23 protein-coding genes are annotated in these 18,967 nt (G+C 68.2%); 11 read left to right on the top strand and 12 right to left on the bottom strand.

All coding sequences use genetic code 11. The annotated features are described in order from the left end of the window. Positions 1–23: 23 nt before the first annotated feature. The 8 genes from truA to infA all read right to left on the bottom strand — a co-directional run bounded on the left by truA (position 24) and on the right by infA (position 4,609). The gene (gene truA / locus BST28_RS05320) at positions 24–914 is read right to left on the bottom strand and encodes a tRNA pseudouridine(38-40) synthase TruA (RefSeq protein WP_029249412.1); all 891 of its coding nucleotides are present in this window, start codon (positions 912–914) and stop codon (positions 24–26) included. Continuing rightward, the gene (rplQ, locus tag BST28_RS05325) at positions 874–1,428 is read right to left on the bottom strand and encodes a 50S ribosomal protein L17 (RefSeq protein ID WP_019738183.1); all 555 of its coding nucleotides are present in this window, start codon (positions 1,426–1,428) and stop codon (positions 874–876) included. Before rplQ ends, truA begins: the two co-directional genes overlap by 41 nt. Positions 1,429–1,490: 62 nt before the next feature. Then, positions 1,491–2,534, bottom strand: a complete 1,044-nt coding sequence (locus BST28_RS05330; protein ID WP_019738182.1) for a DNA-directed RNA polymerase subunit alpha — start codon at positions 2,532–2,534, stop codon at positions 1,491–1,493. A gap of 71 nt (positions 2,535–2,605) precedes the next feature. Continuing rightward, the gene (gene rpsD / locus BST28_RS05335) at positions 2,606–3,211 is read right to left on the bottom strand and encodes a 30S ribosomal protein S4 (RefSeq protein WP_019738181.1); all 606 of its coding nucleotides are present in this window, start codon (positions 3,209–3,211) and stop codon (positions 2,606–2,608) included. 14 nt (positions 3,212–3,225) lie between these two features. Then, complete coding sequence (gene rpsK, locus BST28_RS05340) at positions 3,226–3,636, bottom strand: 30S ribosomal protein S11 (protein ID WP_019738180.1); 411 nt, start codon at positions 3,634–3,636, stop codon at positions 3,226–3,228. A gap of 5 nt (positions 3,637–3,641) precedes the next feature. Then, a complete protein-coding gene (gene rpsM, locus BST28_RS05345) occupies positions 3,642–4,016 on the bottom strand; it encodes a 30S ribosomal protein S13 (protein WP_029249411.1) in 375 nt (124 codons plus the stop codon). 191 nt (positions 4,017–4,207) lie between these two features. Then, the gene (rpmJ, locus tag BST28_RS05350) at positions 4,208–4,321 is read right to left on the bottom strand and encodes a 50S ribosomal protein L36 (protein WP_003879483.1); all 114 of its coding nucleotides are present in this window, start codon (positions 4,319–4,321) and stop codon (positions 4,208–4,210) included. A 66-nt stretch (positions 4,322–4,387) separates the two neighbouring features. Beyond that, entirely contained in the window at positions 4,388–4,609 is a 222-nt protein-coding gene (gene infA, locus BST28_RS05355) for a translation initiation factor IF-1 (protein WP_003418601.1), read from the bottom strand. A gap of 265 nt (positions 4,610–4,874) precedes the next feature. Here infA and BST28_RS05360 point away from each other — a divergent pair, with 265 nt between their 5' ends. The 3 genes from BST28_RS05360 (at position 4,875) to rfbC (ending at position 7,377) form a co-directional block, all read left to right on the top strand. Next, positions 4,875–5,720: an LLM class F420-dependent oxidoreductase gene (locus BST28_RS05360; protein WP_019738178.1), complete on the top strand. Its 846-nt coding sequence runs from the start codon at positions 4,875–4,877 to the stop codon at positions 5,718–5,720. A gap of 75 nt (positions 5,721–5,795) precedes the next feature. Next, positions 5,796–6,803 carry a dTDP-glucose 4,6-dehydratase gene (gene rfbB / locus BST28_RS05365; protein ID WP_019738177.1) on the top strand — a complete coding sequence of 336 codons (1,008 nt, stop codon included), beginning with the start codon at positions 5,796–5,798 and terminating at the stop codon, positions 6,801–6,803. Between the two features lies 1 nt (position 6,804). Then, positions 6,805–7,377: a dTDP-4-dehydrorhamnose 3,5-epimerase gene (gene rfbC, locus BST28_RS05370; protein WP_019738176.1), complete on the top strand. Its 573-nt coding sequence runs from the start codon at positions 6,805–6,807 to the stop codon at positions 7,375–7,377. A 31-nt stretch (positions 7,378–7,408) separates the two neighbouring features. Here rfbC and BST28_RS05375 read toward each other — a convergent pair whose 3' ends face one another. Both BST28_RS05375 and BST28_RS05380 read right to left on the bottom strand, forming a co-directional pair. Continuing rightward, the gene (locus tag BST28_RS05375) at positions 7,409–7,714 is read right to left on the bottom strand and encodes a type II toxin-antitoxin system PemK/MazF family toxin (RefSeq protein ID WP_019738175.1); all 306 of its coding nucleotides are present in this window, start codon (positions 7,712–7,714) and stop codon (positions 7,409–7,411) included. Beyond that, positions 7,704–7,940: a hypothetical protein gene (locus tag BST28_RS05380; RefSeq protein ID WP_019738174.1), complete on the bottom strand. Its 237-nt coding sequence runs from the start codon at positions 7,938–7,940 to the stop codon at positions 7,704–7,706. The genes BST28_RS05375 and BST28_RS05380 overlap by 11 nt, the downstream gene beginning before the upstream one ends. A gap of 149 nt (positions 7,941–8,089) precedes the next feature. Here BST28_RS05380 and BST28_RS05385 point away from each other — a divergent pair, with 149 nt between their 5' ends. The 3 genes from BST28_RS05385 to mmsB are packed head-to-tail and all read left to right on the top strand — an operon-like array spanning position 8,090 to position 11,680. Beyond that, entirely contained in the window at positions 8,090–9,610 is a 1,521-nt protein-coding gene (locus BST28_RS05385) for a CoA-acylating methylmalonate-semialdehyde dehydrogenase (protein ID WP_019738173.1), read from the top strand. 23 nt (positions 9,611–9,633) lie between these two features. Further along, on the top strand, positions 9,634–10,785 hold the full coding sequence (locus tag BST28_RS05390; protein ID WP_064923433.1) for an acyl-CoA dehydrogenase family protein: 1,152 nt from the start codon (positions 9,634–9,636) through the stop codon (positions 10,783–10,785). 19 nt (positions 10,786–10,804) lie between these two features. Continuing rightward, positions 10,805–11,680 carry a 3-hydroxyisobutyrate dehydrogenase gene (gene mmsB, locus BST28_RS05395; protein WP_083080257.1) on the top strand — a complete coding sequence of 292 codons (876 nt, stop codon included), beginning with the start codon at positions 10,805–10,807 and terminating at the stop codon, positions 11,678–11,680. 12 nt (positions 11,681–11,692) lie between these two features. Here mmsB and BST28_RS05400 read toward each other — a convergent pair whose 3' ends face one another. Beyond that, a complete protein-coding gene (locus BST28_RS05400) occupies positions 11,693–12,334 on the bottom strand; it encodes a L,D-transpeptidase family protein (RefSeq protein WP_029249105.1) in 642 nt (213 codons plus the stop codon). A 149-nt stretch (positions 12,335–12,483) separates the two neighbouring features. On the opposite strand from BST28_RS05400, the gene BST28_RS05405 reads away from it, so the two are divergent. Genes BST28_RS05405 through BST28_RS05415 form a run of 3 tightly spaced genes read left to right on the top strand, consistent with a single transcriptional unit; the run spans position 12,484 to position 16,378 of the window. Then, complete coding sequence (locus BST28_RS05405; RefSeq protein ID WP_019736551.1) at positions 12,484–12,930, top strand: MmpS family transport accessory protein; 447 nt, start codon at positions 12,484–12,486, stop codon at positions 12,928–12,930. After that, positions 12,927–15,776, top strand: a complete 2,850-nt coding sequence (locus tag BST28_RS05410) for an MMPL/RND family transporter (protein WP_019736550.1) — start codon at positions 12,927–12,929, stop codon at positions 15,774–15,776. The genes BST28_RS05405 and BST28_RS05410 overlap by 4 nt, the downstream gene beginning before the upstream one ends. Further along, positions 15,773–16,378 (top strand): TetR/AcrR family transcriptional regulator, encoded by a 606-nt coding sequence (locus BST28_RS05415; RefSeq protein ID WP_019736549.1) that lies wholly within the window; start codon positions 15,773–15,775, stop codon positions 16,376–16,378. The genes BST28_RS05410 and BST28_RS05415 overlap by 4 nt, the downstream gene beginning before the upstream one ends. A 4-nt stretch (positions 16,379–16,382) precedes the next feature. On the opposite strand, the gene BST28_RS05420 is transcribed toward BST28_RS05415, so the two are convergent. Then, the gene (locus tag BST28_RS05420; RefSeq protein ID WP_019736548.1) at positions 16,383–16,916 is read right to left on the bottom strand and encodes an HAD family hydrolase; all 534 of its coding nucleotides are present in this window, start codon (positions 16,914–16,916) and stop codon (positions 16,383–16,385) included. Between the two features lie 100 nt (positions 16,917–17,016). Between BST28_RS05420 and BST28_RS05425 the strand changes: the two genes are divergently transcribed. Then, positions 17,017–17,667, top strand: coding sequence for a response regulator (locus BST28_RS05425; protein WP_019736547.1), 651 nt, complete (start codon positions 17,017–17,019; stop codon positions 17,665–17,667). Further along, complete coding sequence (locus BST28_RS05430) at positions 17,664–18,941, top strand: GAF domain-containing sensor histidine kinase (RefSeq protein ID WP_083080258.1); 1,278 nt, start codon at positions 17,664–17,666, stop codon at positions 18,939–18,941. Before BST28_RS05425 ends, BST28_RS05430 begins: the two co-directional genes overlap by 4 nt. The last annotated feature ends 26 nt before the right edge of the window (positions 18,942–18,967 follow it).

The following is an 18,967-nucleotide window of genomic DNA, read 5'->3' on the forward strand; positions in this document are numbered from 1 at the left end:
TGTGCACGCTCGCGCCCAGGAGGTCAGCTGGGCTTGCGCAGGTCCCGGGTGATGATGGTGCGCGCCCCCAGCTGGTCATCAGGCGGGTAGTCGACGCCGACCAGCGTCAGCCCGCGCGCCGGTGCCGCGGTGAAGTCACTGGATCGTCGGTCGGCGTTCAGCAGGTCGGCACACCACGCGACATCGCGGCGATGCTCACCGACCGCGAGCACCGCCCCGACCAGGGAACGCACCATCGACCAGCAGAACGCGTCGGCACTGACGTGCGCGGTGACCAGATCACCGTCGCGGACCCAGTCCAGGCGTTGCAGGTCACGGATGGTGGTGGCGCCCTCGCGATGACGACAGAACGCCGCAAAGTCGTGCAGCCCCACCAGGTGTCGGGACGCCTCGGCCATCGCGTCGATATCCAGCTGCCGCGGCCAGGCGGTGACGTAGCGGGCCAGTTGGGGCACCACCCCGTACGGCGCGGTCGAGAGCCGGTAGGCGTAGTGGCGCCGCAGCGCCGAGAACCGGGCATCGAAATCCGGTGCGGCCCGGCCGATCTCCAGCACCCGGACGTCGGCCGGCAGGAAACGCGCCAACCGCCTGGTCAACGCCAGGAATTCGGACTCGCCGTCCCACCGGGTCCGCGAGTAGGCGTGCTTGAGCGCCGCCGCCGGGACGTCGACGTGAGCCACCTGTCCGGTGGCATGCACTCCGGTGTCGGTGCGCCCCGCCGCGAACAGCCGCACCCGGGTGCGGAACACCGTGGACAGCGCGTCGTCGAGGACCCCGGCGACCGTGCGCTGCCCGGCCTGAACAGCCCAGCCGGCGAATTCCGTGCCGTCGTAGGCGATGTCGAGCCGAAGCCGGACGGCCTCGGCGGTGCCGTCAGGACTCGTCGGTGCCCTCGGCGGTCGCGGTGTCCTCAGCCGCGTCGGCAGCCTCGGTGTCCTCGGTGGCCTCTTCGACCTTCTCCTCGGCCTCGGCGGACTCGACCTTGGCCGGCTTCTCGGCCTTCTCGGCCTTGGCCGCCTTCTCCGCCTTGGCCGCGGCACGGCGGGCGCGGTCGGCCTCGGAGGTCACCGTCTTCTCCCGGACCAGCTCGATCACGGCCATCGGGGCGTTGTCACCCTTACGCGCCTCGACCTTGATGATCCGGGTGTAGCCGCCGTTGCGGTCCGCGAAGTGCGGGGCGATCTCGGCGAACAGCGAGTGCACCACGTCCTTGTCGCGGATCTTCTTGAGCACCTCACGCCGGTTGTGCAGCGTGCCCTTCTTGGCGTGGGTGATCAGCTTCTCGGCGTACGGTCGCAATGCCCGCGCCTTCGGCTCGGTGGTCTTGATCCGGCCGTGGGTGAACAGCGACGTGGCCAGGTTGGCCAGAATCGCCTTCTGGTGCGAGGACGACCCGCCGAGACGGGGACCCTTGGTGGGCTTGGGCATTGCTGGCTTCTCCTAAATGGGGCCGACCCCCGTATCAGGTAGGGCCGGGACGGAAATTTGTGTTACAGCTGTTCGGTTTCGGCGTAGTCCTGCTCGTCGTAGCCGGCGTCGGCCGACCAGGTTCCGGTGGCGACGTCGTAGCCCGCCACCTGCGACGGGTCGAAGCTGGCCGGACTGTCCTTGAGCGACAGACCCAGCTGGTGCAGCTTCACCTTGACCTCGTCGATCGACTTCTGCCCGAAGTTGCGGATGTCGAGCAGATCGGACTCGGTACGAGCGACCAGCTCCCCGACCGTGTGCACGCCCTCACGCTTGAGGCAGTTGTAGGAGCGCACCGTCAGGTCCAGGTCGTCGATCGGCAGCGCGAACGACGCGATGTGGTCCGCTTCGGCCGGCGACGGCCCGATCTCGATGCCCTCGGCCTCGACGTTGAGTTCGCGTGCCAGACCGAACAGCTCGACCAGGGTCTTGCCGGCCGAGGCCAGCGCGTCCCGGGGGCTGATGGAGTTCTTGGTCTCCACGTCCAGCACCAACTTGTCGAAGTCGGTGCGCTGCTCGACACGGGTGGCCTCGACCTTGTAGGTCACCTTGAGCACCGGCGAGTAGATCGAGTCGACCGGGATGCGGCCGATCTCAGCGCCCGACACCTTGTTCTGCACGGCCGGGACGTAACCGCGGCCGCGCTCGACGATCAGCTCGACCTCCAGCTTGCCCTTGTCGTTCAGGGTGGCGATGTGCATGTCCGGGTTGTGCACCGTCACACCGGCCGGCGGAACGATGTCGCCGGCGGTGACGGCACCCGGGCCCTGCTTGCGCAGGTACATGGTGACCGGCTCGTCCTCCTCGGAGGAGACCACCAGGCCCTTGAGGTTCAAGATGATGTCGGTGACATCCTCTTTGACACCGGGGACCGTGGTGAACTCGTGCAGCACGCCGTCGATGCGGATGCTGGTGACGGCCGCACCGGGGATCGACGACAGCAGGGTGCGCCGAAGCGAGTTACCCAGGGTGTAACCGAAACCCGGCTCGAGCGGTTCGATGACGAACTGGGACCGGTTGTCGGCCACGACCTCTTCGGACAGGGTCGGTCGCTGCGAGATCAACATGTGTTTTCCATCTCCTTCTCGGCACCCGCTATTTGATGCCGGTCAGTCCTGCACAGGTCAGTGCAGGGGTCTTACTTCGAGTAGAACTCGACGATCAGCTGCTCGGCGAGCGGAACGTCGATCTGCGCACGCTCGGGAAGCTGGTGGACCAGGATGCGCTGCCGCTCCCCGACCACCTGCAGCCAGCCCGGAATCGGGCGGTCGCCCGCGGTCTCCCGGGCGATCTGGAACGGCACCGTGTTGATCGACTTGTCCTTGACGTCGATGATGTCGTACTGCGACACCTGATAGCTGGGCACATCGACCTTCACCCCGTTGACGGTGAAGTGGCCGTGGCTGACCAGCTGGCGAGCCATCCGTCGCGTGCGGGCCAGGCCGGCGCGGTAAACCACGTTGTCCAGCCGGCTCTCCAGGATGCGCAGCAGTTCCTCGCCGGTCTTGCCGCCGCGACGGACGGCTTCCTCGTAGTAGCGGCGGAACTGCTTCTCCATCACGCCGTAGGTGAAGCGCGCCTTCTGCTTCTCCTGCAGCTGCAGCCGGTATTCGCTTTCCTTGATCCGCGCGCGGCCGTGCTGGCCGGGCGGGTAGGGCCGCTTCTCGAATGCCTGGTCGCCGCCGACGAGGTCAACACCCAGACGGCGGGACTTGCGGGTGGCGGGTCCGGTGTAACGAGCCATCTCTTCCTAACCTCCTAGACCCGGCGCCGCTTGGGCGGACGGCAACCGTTGTGCGGCTGCGGCGTGACGTCGGAAATCGCACCGACCTCCAAACCGGCGGCCTGCAGCGAACGGATCGCGGTTTCGCGGCCCGAACCCGGGCCCTTGACGAACACGTCGACCTTCTTCACGCCGTGCTCCTGCGCCTTGCGGGCCGCGTTCTCGGCGGCCAGCTGCGCGGCGAACGGGGTGGACTTACGTGAGCCCTTGAACCCGACGTGACCCGACGACGCCCAGGCGATGACGTTGCCCTGCGGGTCGGTGATCGTCACGATCGTGTTGTTGAAGGTGCTCTTGATGTGCGCGGCACCGTGCGGGACGTTCTTCTTTTCCCGCCGCCGGGTCTTCTGACCCTTCTTGGGCCCGGTCGCTTTCTTCGGTGGCATGACGATTACCTGGCCTTCTTCTTACCGGCGATGGTGCGCTTGGGGCCCTTGCGGGTGCGCGCGTTGGTCTTGGTCCGCTGGCCGCGCACCGGCAGGCCGCGACGGTGCCGCAGGCCCTGGTAGCAGCCGATCTCGATCTTGCGTCGGATGTCGGCCTGCACCTCGCGGCGCAGGTCGCCCTCGACCTTCAGGTTGCGCTCGATGTAGTCACGCAGCGCGGTGACCTGGTCGTCGGTGAGGTCCTTGGTGCGCTGGTCCTTGTCGATACCGGTCGCGGCCAGGATTTCGTTGGAGCGGGTACGGCCGATGCCGTAGATGTAGGTCAGCGCGATCTCCATGCGCTTATCGCGCGGCAGGTCGACGCCCACAAGTCGAGCCATGGGTGGCATTCCTCTTTCGTAGCGGAGGTTGTGATCCCAGCCCGTTCCCGGCTGACAGCTCCGGGGCCCGGCCTCCGATCCGGGCGTATGTGAACTGGCCCATCTCTAAAGATGCCAGCCATTCACTGGTACTGGGAGGTCTGCATTCAGTTGTGGCTGGTGCCCGGCTACGCCGGGCCGGCGACTGCTAGCTAGCCCTGACGCTGCTTGTGGCGCGGGTCCGAGCAGATCACCATGACCCGGCCGTGCCGACGGATCACCCTGCACTTGTCGCAGATCGGCTTGACGCTGGGGTTCACCTTCACGGCTGCTGGGGTCCTGTTCTAATCGCTGGTTGGCTTACGTCTTCTGGGCGGCTGGACGATCCGGAGCTACTTGTACCGGTAGACGATGCGTCCCCGGGACAGGTCGTAGGGAGACAACTCCACGACCACCCGGTCTTCCGGCAGGATACGGATGTAGTGCTGCCGCATCTTGCCGCTGATGTGGGCGAGCACCTTGTGACCGTTCTCCAGCTCAATGCGAAACATCGCATTGGGCAGGGGCTCGACCACCCGGCCCTCGACCTCGATGGCACCGTCTTTCTTGGCCATTACTCTCCGGCGATCCTCCGTGTCTGGCTTACTTGTATATGTGCTTGCGCCCGCCGCGGCGCAGCATCGACTACGACTACAAAACGTGGGCCGGTGGCAGGAAATTCCAGGTAGATCCTGAGAATCTCAGACTGGGCACGCAAGAGTCGACGCGGAAGCCGCACCGTCGTCCCACGATACCCGTTGAAGAGCCCGGGCCAAAATCGTCGGCAGTGACAAACTGGTACGAACGCCCGACCGTTGTCACGCACCCGATGGGACGCACATGACCGAAGCACTGCCACTCAAACCCGACCTGGGCCGCTACGGCGTCTGGACCTTCGGCGCCCCCACACCCGAGCAGGCGACCGAGATCGAACGGCTGGGCTACGGCGCGATCTGGGTAGGCGGCTCACCGGCCGCCGAGCTCTCCTTCGTCGAACCGCTGCTGGCGGCGACCTCGACGCTGCAGCTGGCGACCGGGATCGTCAACGTGTGGTCGGCGCCCGCACCGGCGGTCGCAGAGTCGTTTCACCGGATCGAGGCCGCCTATCCGGGCCGGTTCCTGCTCGGTATCGGCGTCGGGCACGCCGAAGCCACCGCCGAGTACCGCAGCCCGTACCGCGCCTTGGTGGACTATCTCGACGCCCTCGACGCGGACGGGGTGCCGACCAGCCGGCGGGTGCTGGCCGCGCTGGGCCCCAAGGTGCTGAAGTTGGCGGCCGAGCGCAGCGCCGGGGCGCACCCCTACCTGACCACCCCCGAGCACACCGCGACCGCCCGGGAGCTGATCGGGCCGTCGGTGTTCTTGGCGCCCGAGCACAAGGTGGTGCTCTCCAGCGATGGTGCCGCGGCCCGCGCCGCGGGACGGGAGGCGGTCGGCTTCTATCTGCGCCTGTCGAACTACGTCAACAACTGGCGACGGCTGGGCTTCAGTGAGCGCGACGTGCGCGCGCCCGGCAGCGACCGGTTGATCGACGCGGTGGTGGCGCACGGCAGTGCCGACGAGGTCGCCGCCCGGCTCGGTGAGCACCTGGCGGCCGGCGCCGATCAGGTGACGATCCAGGTGCTGGGCGGCTGGGACCGCCTGCTGCCGACGTTGACGGAGCTGGCCGGGCCGCTGGGTTTGTGATTTCGGCGCGATTGTTCCCGCTGAGCGAGGGAAACCGCGCCGAAATCGCCCGGGGACCCCGGCTAAGGTTGCCCCATGCGTCTGCTGGTCACCGGGGGCGCCGGGTTCATCGGCGCCAACTTCGTGCACCGCACGCTCGCCCAGCAACCCGACGTCGCGATCACCGTGCTCGACGCCCTGACCTACGCCGGCAGCCGCGAATCGCTGGCGCCGGTGGCCGACCGGATCCGCCTGGTGCAAGGCGACATCACCGATGCCCCGCTGGTCACCGAGCTGGTCAGTGAGCTGGATTCGGCCACCGACGCGGTGGTGCACTTCGCCGCCGAAACCCACGTCGACAACGCGCTGGCCGACCCCGAGCCATTTTTGCGGTCCAACGTGGTCGGCACCTTCACCGTGCTGGAGGCGGTACGCCGGCATCGGGTGCGGCTGCACCACGTCTCCACCGACGAGGTCTACGGCGAGCTGGCCCTCGATGACCCGCGCCGGTTCACCGAGACGACCCCGTATCACCCGTCGAGCCCGTACTCGTCGACCAAGGCCGCCGCCGACCTGCTGGTGCGGTCCTGGGTGCGCTCCTACGGGATCCACGCGACGATCTCGAACTGCTCCAACAACTACGGGCCGTATCAGCACGTGGAGAAGTTCATCCCGCGCCAGATCACCAACCTGCTGACCGGGCGCCGAGCCAAGCTGTACGGCAGCGGCGCCAACGTGCGCGACTGGATCCACGTCGACGACCACAACAGTGCCGTCTGGCAGATCATGACCCGTGGGCATCCCGGGCGCACGTACCTGATCGGCGCCGACGGCGAACGTGACAACCGCTCTGTGCTGCAGACCATCCTGCGGCTGATGGGCCACGACCCCGACGACTTCGATCACGTGCCCGACCGGCCCGGCCACGACCTGCGCTACGCGATCGACCCCTCGGCGCTGCGTGACGAACTGGACTGGAAACCCGAACACACCGACTTCGAGGCCGGACTGCGGGCGACGATCGAGTGGTATCGCGCCAACCAATCCTGGTGGGCGCCACTGAAAGAGGCCGCCGAGGCCCGCTACGCCGAGCTGGGGCGCTGACGTGACATTCCGCGAACTGGCCATCCCGGGAGCCTTCGAGCTCACCCCAACCCAGCACGCCGATGACCGCGGGCTGTTCTTCGAATGGTTCACCGACGACGAGTTCACCGCGTTCGCCGGGCACCGCTTCGAACTGCGCCAGGCCAACTGCTCGGTGTCGCGCGCCGGGGTGCTGCGCGGTCTGCATTTCGCCCAGGTGCCGCCCGGGCAGGCCAAATATGTGACCTGCGTGTCGGGGGCGGTCTTCGATGTCGTCGTCGACATCCGGGTCGGCTCACCGACGTACGGGCGCTGGGATGCGGTGCTGCTGGACACCCGCGAGCGCCGGTCGGTGTACCTCGCGGCCGGACTGGCCCACGGATTCGTTGCGCTGCAGGACGATTCGACGGTGATGTATCTGTGCTCGGCCGGCTACGACCCGCAACGCGAGCACACCATCTGCGCCACCGACCCGGAGATCGGCATCGACTGGCCGGATGACCACCCCGTGGTGCTCTCCGAGCGCGACCGCAACGCGCCGTCGCTGGCCGAGGTCCGTGCGGCCGGGCTGCTGCCGAGCTGGGATCAGGGCTGAATCCGCATACGCCCGAGCGCCTTATTCGCGGCTACAGATCGAGGACCAACGCGAGTGCCTCGTCGACCCGCCCGATCTCCTCGATGGTCAAAAAGCCGACCGGCTCGGTAAGTCGGCGGAGATCGACAGTGTCGAGCTGGTCGCACATGACCAGAGTCTTTTGATCGGCAATGGTGACGACCGGCCGGAAGCTGGCTTCCCGAGCGCTAGTGCTGGTGAAGGCCACAATCCAGGTGCTCAGAGCAAGCCAGTCCGGTTGCAGCACCACGGCGAACCGGCGGCCCTTCTGCTCGTGGCCCGTGCCTCGCGCCGGCAGCCGGTAAACCTCACCCTTCATGCAGCGCCGCCCGATCCTGCTGGATCGCCCGGATTTCAGCAAGATCGACTGGATCGTCCTTGATGGCACGCGCTTCTGCCGCGGCCACTTGGCGGCGTTCGTCGCGGCGCATAGCTGCCAGTGCGGCCAGGATGACCTGGTCGGCGCTCTGCCGCCGGGAAGCCCCGATCTGAAGGAGCAGATCACGGGTGCTGGTTTGGACCTTGACGGTAGTGGTGTCGGCCATGACGCGCAGTCTACCCCCGGTAGACCGCGTGTTGCGAGGATCACATGCGGTCGAGTTTCCGCCCACGGCACCCGCCCTCGCATTTACTAGGATATCCTAGTATTCTCGTTGGTGGCTCGAGCTCACGACACACATTCCCGGGATGGCACATGACCGCTCAAATTCCACACTTCATCGATGGCCGCCGCACCGCCGGCCAGTCACAGCGCAGCACCGACGTTTTCGACCCCAACACCGGCGCCGTGCAGGCGACCCTGCCGCTGGCCAACACCGCCGACGTCGACGCCGCCGTCGCCTCGGCCGCCCAAGCACAGAAGGGCTGGGCCGCCCAGAACCCGCAGCGCCGGGCGCGGGTGATGATGCGCTTCATCGACCTGGTCAACACCCATGTCGACGAGCTGGCCGAGCTGCTCTCCCGCGAACACGGCAAGACCCTCGAGGACGCCCGCGGCGACATCCAGCGCGGCATTGAGGTGATCGAGTTCTGCGTCGGCATCCCGCACCTGCTCAAGGGCGAACACACCGAGGGCGCCGGGCCGGGCATCGACGTCTTCTCGCTGCGCCAGCCGCTCGGTGTGGTCGCCGGCATCACCCCGTTCAACTTCCCGGCGATGATCCCGCTGTGGCAGGCCGGCCCCGCGCTGGCCTGCGGTAACGCCTTCATCCTCAAGCCGTCCGAGCGCGACCCCTCGGTCCCGGTACGGCTGGCCGAGTTGTTCATCGAAGCCGGGCTGCCGCCGGGCGTGCTGCAGGTGGTGCACGGCGACAAGGAGGCCGTCGACGCGCTGCTGCACCACCGCGACGTCGCCGCGATCGGTTTCGTCGGCAGCTCCGACATCGCGCAGTACATCTATTCGACGGCGACCGCCCATGGCAAACGCGCCCAGTGCTTCGGCGGGGCCAAGAACCACATGATCGTGATGCCCGACGCTGACCTGGACCAGGCCGTCGACGCGTTGATCGGCGCCGGCTACGGCAGTGCCGGCGAGCGGTGCATGGCGATCAGCGTGGCGGTGCCGGTCGGCGACCAGACCGCCGAGCGGTTGCGCGCCCGGCTGACCGAGCGGATCAACAACCTGCGGGTCGGTCACAGCCTCGACCCCAAGGCCGACTACGGGCCGCTGGTCACCCGCGCGGCCCTGGAACGGGTCAACGACTACATCGGCCAGGGCGTGGCCGCCGGCGCCGAACTGGTGATCGACGGCCGCGAACGCGCCAGCGACGACACCCAATTCGGTGATGCCGATCTGACCGGCGGCTTCTTCGCCGGTCCCACGCTCTTCGACCACGTCACCACCGAGATGTCGATCTACACCGACGAGATCTTCGGCCCGGTGCTGTGCATCGTGCGAGCGCAGGACTACGAAGAGGCCTTGCGGCTGCCCAGCGAGCACGAGTACGGCAACGGGGTGGCGATCTTCACCCGCGACGGCGACACCGCCCGCGACTTCACCTCCCGGGTGCAGGTCGGCATGGTCGGGGTCAACGTGCCGATCCCGGTGCCGGTGGCCTACCACACCTTCGGCGGCTGGAAGCGCTCCGGCTTCGGTGACCTCAACCAGCACGGCACCGCGTCGATCACCTTCTACACCAAGGTCAAGACCGTCACCCAGCGGTGGCCGTCGGGTATCAAGGACGGCGCCGAATTCCATATCCCCACAATGCAATAGGCGCTGAGCAAGTGAACACAGCAATGGATGACGAAGAACGGGTGATCGTCGAGACCGCGGCGGCGTTCGCCGAGAAGCGCCTCGCGCCGCACGCCCTGGACTGGGATGCCACCCACCACTTCCCGGTCGACGTGATGCGCGAAGCCGCCGAGCTGGGCATGGCGGCGATCTACTGCCGTGATGACGTCGGCGGGTCCGGGCTGCGCCGCCTGGACGGGGTGCGCATCTTCGAACAGTTGGCCATCGCCGACCCGGTGATCGCCGCCTACCTGTCGATCCACAACATGTGCGCCTGGATGATCGATTTCTACGGCACCGAGGAACAGCGCAAGACCTGGGTGCCGCAGCTGGCACCGATGACCGCGGTCGCCAGCTACTGCCTCACCGAACCGGGCGCGGGATCGGATGCCAGCGCGCTGAGCACCCGGGCGGTCCGGCACGGCAGCGATTATGTGCTCGACGGCGTCAAGCAGTTCATCTCCGGCGCCGGCGTCTCGGACGTGTATGTGGTGATGGCCCGAACCGGCGACGACAGCCCCCGTGGCATCTCCACGTTCATCGTCGAAAAGGACACGCCCGGACTGAGTTTCGGCGCCGCCGAGCAGAAGATGGGCTGGAACTCCCAGCCGACCGCGCAGGTGATCCTCGAGGGCGTGCGGGTGCCCGCCGAGGCGATGCTCGGTGGCCCCGACGGTGAAGGCACCGGTTTCTCGATCGCGATGAACGGCCTCAACGGCGGCCGGATCAACATCGCGGCCTGCTCACTGGGCGGCGGCCAGGCCGCGTTCGACAAGACCGGCAGTTACCTGGCCGACCGGGCGGCGTTCGGCAAGCCGCTGCTCGACGAGCCGACGATCCGGTTCACCCTCGCCGACATGGCCACCGCGCTGGAGACCTCCCGGCTGCTGCTGTGGCGGGCGGCGACCGCCCTCGACGACAATGCGCCCGACAAGGTCCAGCTGTGCGCGATGGCCAAGCGCTACGTCACCGACGCCTGCTTCGGCGTCGCCGACTCCGCGCTGCAGCTGCACGGCGGCTACGGGTATCTACGCGAATACGGTCTGGAGAAAATCCTCCGGGATCTGCGGGTGCACCGCATCCTGGAGGGCACCAACGAGATCATGCGGATGGTGATCGGACGGGCCGAAGCCGCCCGCGTCCGGTCCGGGCAGTAGCCGGCGCAAAGGAGACACCTTGGCAATCGTGGCGTTCCTCGGGCTGGGCCACATGGGTGGGCCGATGTCGGCGAACCTGGTGGCCGCCGGGCACACCGTGCGTGGCTTCGACCCGGTGGCGGTAGCCGCCGCGGCCGCCGAGCAGCACGGGGTGAGCATCCAGCCGTCGGCTGCCGAAGCGGTGGCCGGCGCCGATGCGGTGGTCACCATGCTGCCGCACGGGGACGCGGTCAAAAGCTGCTACGCCGACATCCTGCCGGCCGCCCGGCCGGACACCCTGTTCATCGACAGCTCCACGATCTCGGTCGCTGACGCCCGCGAGGTGCACGCGCTGGCCGGCTCGCACAGGTTCGCCCAACTCGACGCACCGGTGTCCGGCGGCGTCGCCGGTGCGGTCGCCGGGCGGCTGGCGTTCATGGTCGGCGGCAGCGAAGACGCAGTGCGGCGGGCGACCCCGGTGCTGGAGCCGATGGCCGCCAAGATCATCCACTGCGGTGCGGCAGGCGCCGGCCAGGCCGCCAAGATCTGCAACAACATGGTGCTGGCCGTGCAGCAGGTCGCGGTCGCCGAGGCGTTTGTGCTGGCCGAAAAGCTCGGGCTGGCCGACCAGGCCCTGTTCGACGTGATGACCGGGGCCACCGGAAACTGCTGGGCGCTGCACACCAACTGCCCGGTTCCCGGTCCGGTGCCCACCTCCCCGGCGAACCGGAACTTCGAGCCGGGGTTCGCCACCGCGCTGATGAACAAGGATCTGCACCTGGCGATGGACGCGGTGTCATCGACCGGCGCGCGCGCCCCGCTGGGCAGCCACGCCGCTCAGATTTACCGGGACTTCGCCGCCGAGCACGCCGCGCAAGACTTCAGCGCCGTCATCAATGTGCTGCGCGGAAGCTGAGCGCCTCCCCGGCTATTTCGCGATCGCCATCACCGCACCGGGCCTCAGCCAGCCGATGATCTTCACGAGCGTGGCGTCATCGATCGCCACGCAGCCCGCCGTCGGCCCGCCGTCGGTGGCGTGAAAGAAGTAGGCGGAGCCGGCACCGGGTGTGCGTGTTTTATTGATGCCGATGACCACCGCGTGCCGGTACTGCGGGATGGCGAGGTTCTCACTGGCCGCCGTGTTGAACGAGCACTGGGCCTTTTTGCACACCTGCATGGTGTTGTAGGTCGGGCTCGAGGGGTCGCTGTCCCACCAGTGGTCTGATCCGACCTGCACGTACGGCAGGCCGCCGCCGGGATTGGGCGCGGTGCCGAACGCCGAATCGAGCGGGTAGGTCCCCATCGGGGTCGACGGCTCACCTTCCTTGGTTTGCGGGGTGATGCCTGCCGAGCCGACATGGGCCGGAATCCCGGCCGCGACCGGTGTCCAGCCCGTGCGGGTCCGCTGGTAGACATCGATCTTTGCGGTCGAATGGCCCACTGCGACAACCGAAACCACCTGGGTGGCGTTGCCCACCGAGTTCCCGAACCACGGGATGACGTCCGCGGTGGCCGGTGGAGCAGTCACCGATATCGCGCTCGCGCACAGCAGAACCACCAGTCGGCGCACCAGATCATGGTCGGCGACCGGCGCCGGCAACGTCAAACACAGACGAAACAGCCGGGCCCGGCGGCTCATGCGACGCGATAACGCCGGGCGTATACAACCACGACCCCGCCATGTACATTTTTTCGAAAGTGTCCAGAGGAGGCTGACAGATGACGGGCGTCACAACCTCGAAGCGCCGGCGGCAACGCAGCGATCGATGGGTCCCGATCACGGTGGCGATCACCTTGGCCGCCGCTGCGGCCATCGCAACGAAAACACCCTCGGTGGCCCTCAGCAATCCTGATGACCTGGTCGTCCGTCAGCCCAGCCCGCCGCTTGCCCTGGCCCGCCCGCACATCGCGTACCAGGTTGGCGGCCACGGTGATGCCCGCGTCAGCTATATCACCGGCAGCGGCGAGCTGGCTGTCGCCACGGTGACGCTGCCCTGGTCACTTGATATCGAGATGTCCAGTCCGATGCGACCCGCCAGTGTCACCGCCACGACACTCGGCGGCGGCGCGCTGACGTGCCGGCTGGAGGTCGACGGCGCTGAGCAGGACGCCCGCGAGTCCGAGCCGGGCGCCGGCGTAGTGCTGTGCAGCGTGGTGTCGGCATGACGTCGCCTGTCCGGCGCATCCGCAGGCGTGCCCCCGAGTCGATTCGCCGGCTGGCGGTCCCGATCATCATCGGCTGGGCCCTACTCGCCGGCGTGCTCAACGCGTTGGTGCCGCAGCTGGAACGGGTGGTCGCCGAGCACTCCCCGCCGTTCCTGCAGGCCGACACCCGATCGGCGACGGCGCTGGTGAACATGGCGCGTGCCTTCGGCGAAGGCGACACCAACAACACCGTCTACGTCGCCCTCGTCGCCGAGCAACCGCTCGACTCCGCGGCTCGCTCCTACTACACGCGGCTGGTGGGCACCCTGCACGAGGAACCGCTCGTGCAGTCGGTGCGCGACCTGTGGTCGGATCCGATCGCCGGCGCCGCAGCCGAAAGCGCCGATCACCGCATGGCCTATCTGCAGCTGTGGCTGCAGGGCAACATGGGGGAAGCACGCTCGTTCGAGGCGCTCGACCGCGTCAACCAGCTCGCCGCGCAGACCAAGCCGCCGCAAGGACTGCAGGTCTATGTCACCGGACCTCCCGCGGTGATCATCGACGAATTCCGCACCGCAGATCGCGATGCCCTGATCCTCTCAGGAATCGCCTGCGTAGTGATCCTCGCGATGCTGCTGCTGGTCTACCGGTCCCTGGCGACCGCGCTGGTGCCACTGATCTCGGTCGGACTGGCGCTCCTGGTCGCCCGCCCGGTCATCAGCCTGCTCGGCATGCACGGCGTGGTCGCAGCATCGATGTTCGCTGCCGCCATGTCAGCCGCACTGATCCTGGGGGCCGGCGCCGACTACGCGATCTTCTTCATCGGCCGCTACCACGAGGCGTTGCGGGCCGGCCGAAGCCGCGCCGAGGCGTACGCGGAGGCGTACCTGGGGGTCAACCACATCGTCGTCGCGTCGGCGCTGACGATCGCCGGGGCATGTTCCTGCCTGACGTTCGCGCAGATCTCAGTGCTGCAGACCGCCGGAATCCCTTGCGCGGTCGGGATTCTCATCGGGCTGGCCAGTGGACTTACCCTGACCCCGGCGCTGGTCGCAATCATCGGCCGCAACGGCCGGCTGGACCCGGTGGCCGGGACTGAACGCCATCGCCGGTGGCGGCGCATCGGCACCGGCATCGTGCGATGGCCACAGCCGACCTTCATCGCTGCCGCCGCTGCCTTGACGGTGCTGACCCTGGCCCTGCCGACGATGCGGATCTCCTTCGACGAGATCGGTGTGCAGCCCGACGACACCCCGAGCGTCCGCGGCCTCGCCGAACTCGACCGGCACTTCCCCCACAATCAGGCGACCCCGGACTTCGTCACGATCACGGCCGACCACGACATGCGCAACTCGTCGGATGCGATGGCCATCGAAGAGGTCAGCCGCGCGCTGACCCAGCTGCCAGATGTTCAAGGGGTGCAGTCGATCACCCGTCCTACCGGGCACCTGCTCGCCGAGTCGATGCTGGTGAACCAGGCCAGCGCGCTCGGCGGCCAGCTGGAGCAAGACAGCCAATTGGCCGAGCAGCGGTTGACCGACCTGCGCCGAGCCGATGACGGACTGGGCTCGATACTGCGGACAGTCGAGAACCTGCAAGGCCGGTTCGGCGACGCCGACTCGGCCCTCACCGCCACGGACAGCGGTATCCGCCGCGCCGGCGAGGGCGTGCAGTCGATGTGGCGCAGCGCCGAGCAGCTCACCGCTGCCCTGGAGCCGCTGCGCAGCATGGTCTCGACAAACCCGCACTGCGCGACCGATGCGCTGTGCGGCGCTGTCCAGCGTGCGCTGCAGGACTACGACCGCTCACCGCTGCCCGTCGCCTTCGACGGCCTGCGCACGGCAGCCGGCGCAACCGGCGCCGTGGCCGACGACACCGGCCGGGCAACCGAGTCGATCCGCGCAGCGGTGCGCAACCTCACCGGCGTGAAGCAGGAGCTAGTCGAGTTACGCGGCATCATCGGCCGGGCCGTCGGTACCTTCGACGCGCTGCTGCCCCAATTGGACACCGCCAACGGCTACCTGCGCGAAATCGGCGACAACTACGGAGCCAGCGAATCCGGGGCGTTCTATCTGCCGCAGCGGGTCTTCGACGATCCGCGCTTCGCGACGGCGGTGAACGCGTTGTATGCGCCGGACGGCAAGACCACCCGGTTGCTGGTTTTCGGCGACACCTCGGCGTTCGGGCGTTCGGGAATCGAACGGGCACGCGAGATCCAGCGCGTCGCCGAGCACACGTTGCGCGGCGGCCGGCTCGCCGGCGCCGTCATTCAGGTCGGGGGAATCGGCGCGACGTTCTCCGACATCGACCAGATCATTACTCGTGACTTCAAACTGTTGGTCATCGTGACCATGCTGCTGGTGTTCTCGGTCGTGCTCACGCTGTTGCGGTCGCTGGTGGCCGCACTTGTCGTGGTTACGACGGTCGCGGTGTCGTTCGGCGCGGCACTGGGCGCCTCGACATTGATCTGGCAGCACCTGCTGGGGTTACCGCTGCACTGGGTGGTGCCGCCCTTGGCATTCATCGCGCTGGTCGCGGTCGGATCGGACTACAACCTGCTATTCACCGCACGGTTCCGCGAGGAAGCGCCGGGCGGGCTGCGCACCGGGATCATTCGTGCGTTCGCCGGGACGGGAAGCGTAGTCACCGTCGCCGGCGTGGTGTTCGCCGCCACCATGTTCGCCATGCTCGGCAGCAGCCTGACCAACGTGATGCAGCTCGGCTCGACGGTCGGAATCGGCCTACTGGTAGACACATTCCTTGTGCGTGCTGTGATCGTGCCGGCCATCGCCTCCCGGTTCGGGATGTGGTTCTGGTGGCCGCTGCCGCGGCAGCAGGTGTTGGGCGTTCAGGCCGGCCGGCCGTGATCGATCACCAGGCGCACGACGCGCGGACCCGACAGAAGATCCTGCGGGCCGCCCTGGACTGGGCCTCGGAAACGGGATTGTTGCAGTTCTCGATGAACGGTGTGGCCAAACGCGCACGCATCGCCCGGACCACTTTGTACCTGCATTTTCCCGGCAAGCAGGCGTTGATCGACGCCGCGATCGACTACGAGATCACCGCCTTGATGGAGTCGGTGCGCAACGTCGTCGAGATCTACGACAGCCTCGATGACCGGGTAGTGCACGGGTTCGCCCACACCTATCGAGAGATCGCCTCGAACGCGGTCCTACAGGCTGTGCTGCAGGTCAATCCGCAGCTTCTCCTCCCGCACCTCATGGGCCGGACCACGACATTGCAGCGCGGCCGGCAATTCGCCACCACACTGGTCCGCCCGGGCGATCTGCCGCCGCACCTCGACGCCGAGCTGCTGGGCGACTACGCGGTGCGGCTGATGGAAACCCTGGTGTTGTCTCCCCCGCCGTCGTTCACCGCGCGGCCCGGCGGCCCGGAAGAGTGGGCGCGCCGGTTCCTGCTACCGGTCGTGCACAGCAAACCGCCGGACGAGCCGGCGCCCGGCAGCTGACCGGTCAGCCTGCTTCGCGGCAGCTGAACCGGGCCACCACCCGCTGCGCCTGCAGCTCCCGGCAGCCCTTGGCCGACAGCCCGTCGTAGCCGTCGGTGTCGGCGAAGATCGCCGGCAGGCCGATCGCCGCGGCGGTCCGGGCGCCGGCCTCGGATCCGGCGATCACCAGCGACTCGCCGGCGACGATGCCCAACTCCCACAGCGCCAGCCGGTAGAGCTCGGCGTCACCCGCGGGACCGGTGAGGTCCTCGGCGGAGACGATGGTCTCGGTCATGCCGTCGCCGATCAACTCGCGCACCCGGGCCTGCACCCAGTCGCGCGGCCCGGCGCCCACCACGGCGACCCAGAGACCGTTGGCGAACAGGCTCAACACCAGGTCCACCAGACCAGAGCGCGGCTCGCCGTCGGGGTCGGCAAGGGCATCGATATCGAAGATCACCGCTTGCAGCGGGTACACCTCGGCGTCGGTGTGCACCTGGTCCCACCAGAACGGGCGGCCAGGACTGGTCCATGTCGCGAGCTCAGTTGTGATCGGCATAACAGTGAGGGTGCCCGAAAACTGGCCCGGCCGTCCTCCCCCATTCGGGGGAACCGCGCGGGGAAACCGCGGCGCGCATCCGGGGCCTTATTGTCATCTCATGCCCGTGCGACTGGTCCTCGTCGACGATCACGAGATGGTGATCGAAGGCCTACGGGCCATGCTCACCGCGTTCGCCGACCGCATCGAGGTGGTCGGGCAGGCGATCAACGCCGAACAGGCGCTGGCCGTGGTCGCCGACACCGACCCCGACATCGTGCTGTGTGACGTGCGAATGCGCGGTGAGAGCGGGCTGGACCTGTGCCTGGCGCTGCGGGAACGCGACCCGGACCGCCGGGTGGTGATGCTCTCGGTCTACGACGACGAGCAGTACCTGTTCGAGGCGCTGCGGGTCGGCGCGAGTGGCTACCTGCTCAAAAGCATCAGCAGTGACGACCTGGTGCACCAGATCGAGTTGGCCCACCGCGGCGAGACGGTGATCGACCCGGGCCTGGCCGCCCGGGCGGCCGGCACCGCCGCCCGGCTGCAGCGCGACGAGTTCTGGCCGGGGGCGCGCCAAGGCCTCACCCAGCGCGAGAGCGAGATCCTGGGCTACATGGTCAGCGGGCTGTCCAACCGCGGGATCGCCACCAAGCTGGTAATCGGCGACGAGACCGTCAAATCGCACCTGCGCTCGATCTACCGCAAGCTCGGGGTCTCCGATCGCACCGGCGCGGTGGCCACCGCGCTGCGGGAAGGCATCTACCGGTGAGCTCCTCGGGCCAGAACCGGTCCCGCGCCCGCAAAGCCACCACGGTGCGGGATTTCGTCGACGCCAACCACGAGCTGGCGCTGCTGCGCGAACTCATCCAGGCCGCCTCGAGCGGGCCCGGCGTGGAACCGCTGGCCGCCGCGGCCGCCCGGATGATCACCGCGGCCACCGGCACCGACGTCTGCTTCGTGCACGTCCTCGACGACACCGACCGTTCCCTGACCCTGACCGGCGCGACCCCGCCGTTCGACACCGAGGTGGGCAAGATCCGGCTGCCGCTGGGCTCGGGGGTGTCGGGCTGGGTGGCCAGCCATCGCGAGCCCGTGGTGATCAGCGACAACAAGGAGGCCGACCCGCGCTACCTGCCGATCGAGTCGCTGCGCGGCCGTGACTTCACCTCGATGGTGTCGGTACCGATGGAGACCGATCCGGGCGGGCTGGTCGGTGTGCTCAACGTGCACACCGTGGCCCGCCGCGAGTTCACCCACGGCGATATCGAGCTGCTGCGGGTGATCGGGCAGCTCATCGCCGGCGCGATGCACCAGGCCCGGCTGCACCGCCAGCTGGTGGCCCGCGAACGCGCCCACGAGCTGTTCGTCGAGCAGGTGATCGAAGCCCAGGAGATCGAGCGGCGCCGGCTGGCCGGCGACATCCACGACGGCATCTCCCAGCGGCTGGTGACGCTGTCCTACCGGCTGGATGCGGCCGCCCGGGCGGTCGGTCACGATCCCGACGAAGCGTCGGCGCAGCTCGATGCCGCTCGTGAGCTGGCCGGGCTGACCCTGCAGGAGACCCGGATCGCGATCAGCGGGCTGCGGCCGCCGGTGCTCGACGACCTGGGCCTGGCCGGCGGGCTGGCCAGCTTGGCCCGGTCCATCCCGCAGCTCAAGATCGAGCTGGATCTGGCTGAGACCCGGCTGCCCGAGCACATCGAGCTGGCGCTGTACCGGATCGCGCAGGAGGGCCTGCAGAACGTCGTCAAGCACGCCGCTGCGACGACGGTGCGACTGGGGTTCGCGGTCACCACCGATCCGGGCATGGCCCGGTTGGAGATCATCGACGACGGGGTGGGTTTCGACACCTTCGAGCACCCGGTGGGCGGCGACGAGATGGGCGGCTACGGGGTGCTGTCGATGGCCGAACGCGCCGAGCTGGTCGGCGGCCGGCTCAACATCCGGTCGCGCCCGGGTGCGGGCACCGCTGTCACCGCCACGATCCCGGTGCCCCATCCCCAGCGAGCAGACACAGAATCGCCCGATCCCGGCGGAATTTAGGCGATTCTGCGTCTGCTCGCGGTAGA

The sequence above is a fragment of the Mycolicibacter kumamotonensis genome (genome assembly GCF_002086285.1).
Lineage (GTDB): Bacteria > Actinomycetota > Actinomycetes > Mycobacteriales > Mycobacteriaceae > Mycobacterium > Mycobacterium kumamotonense.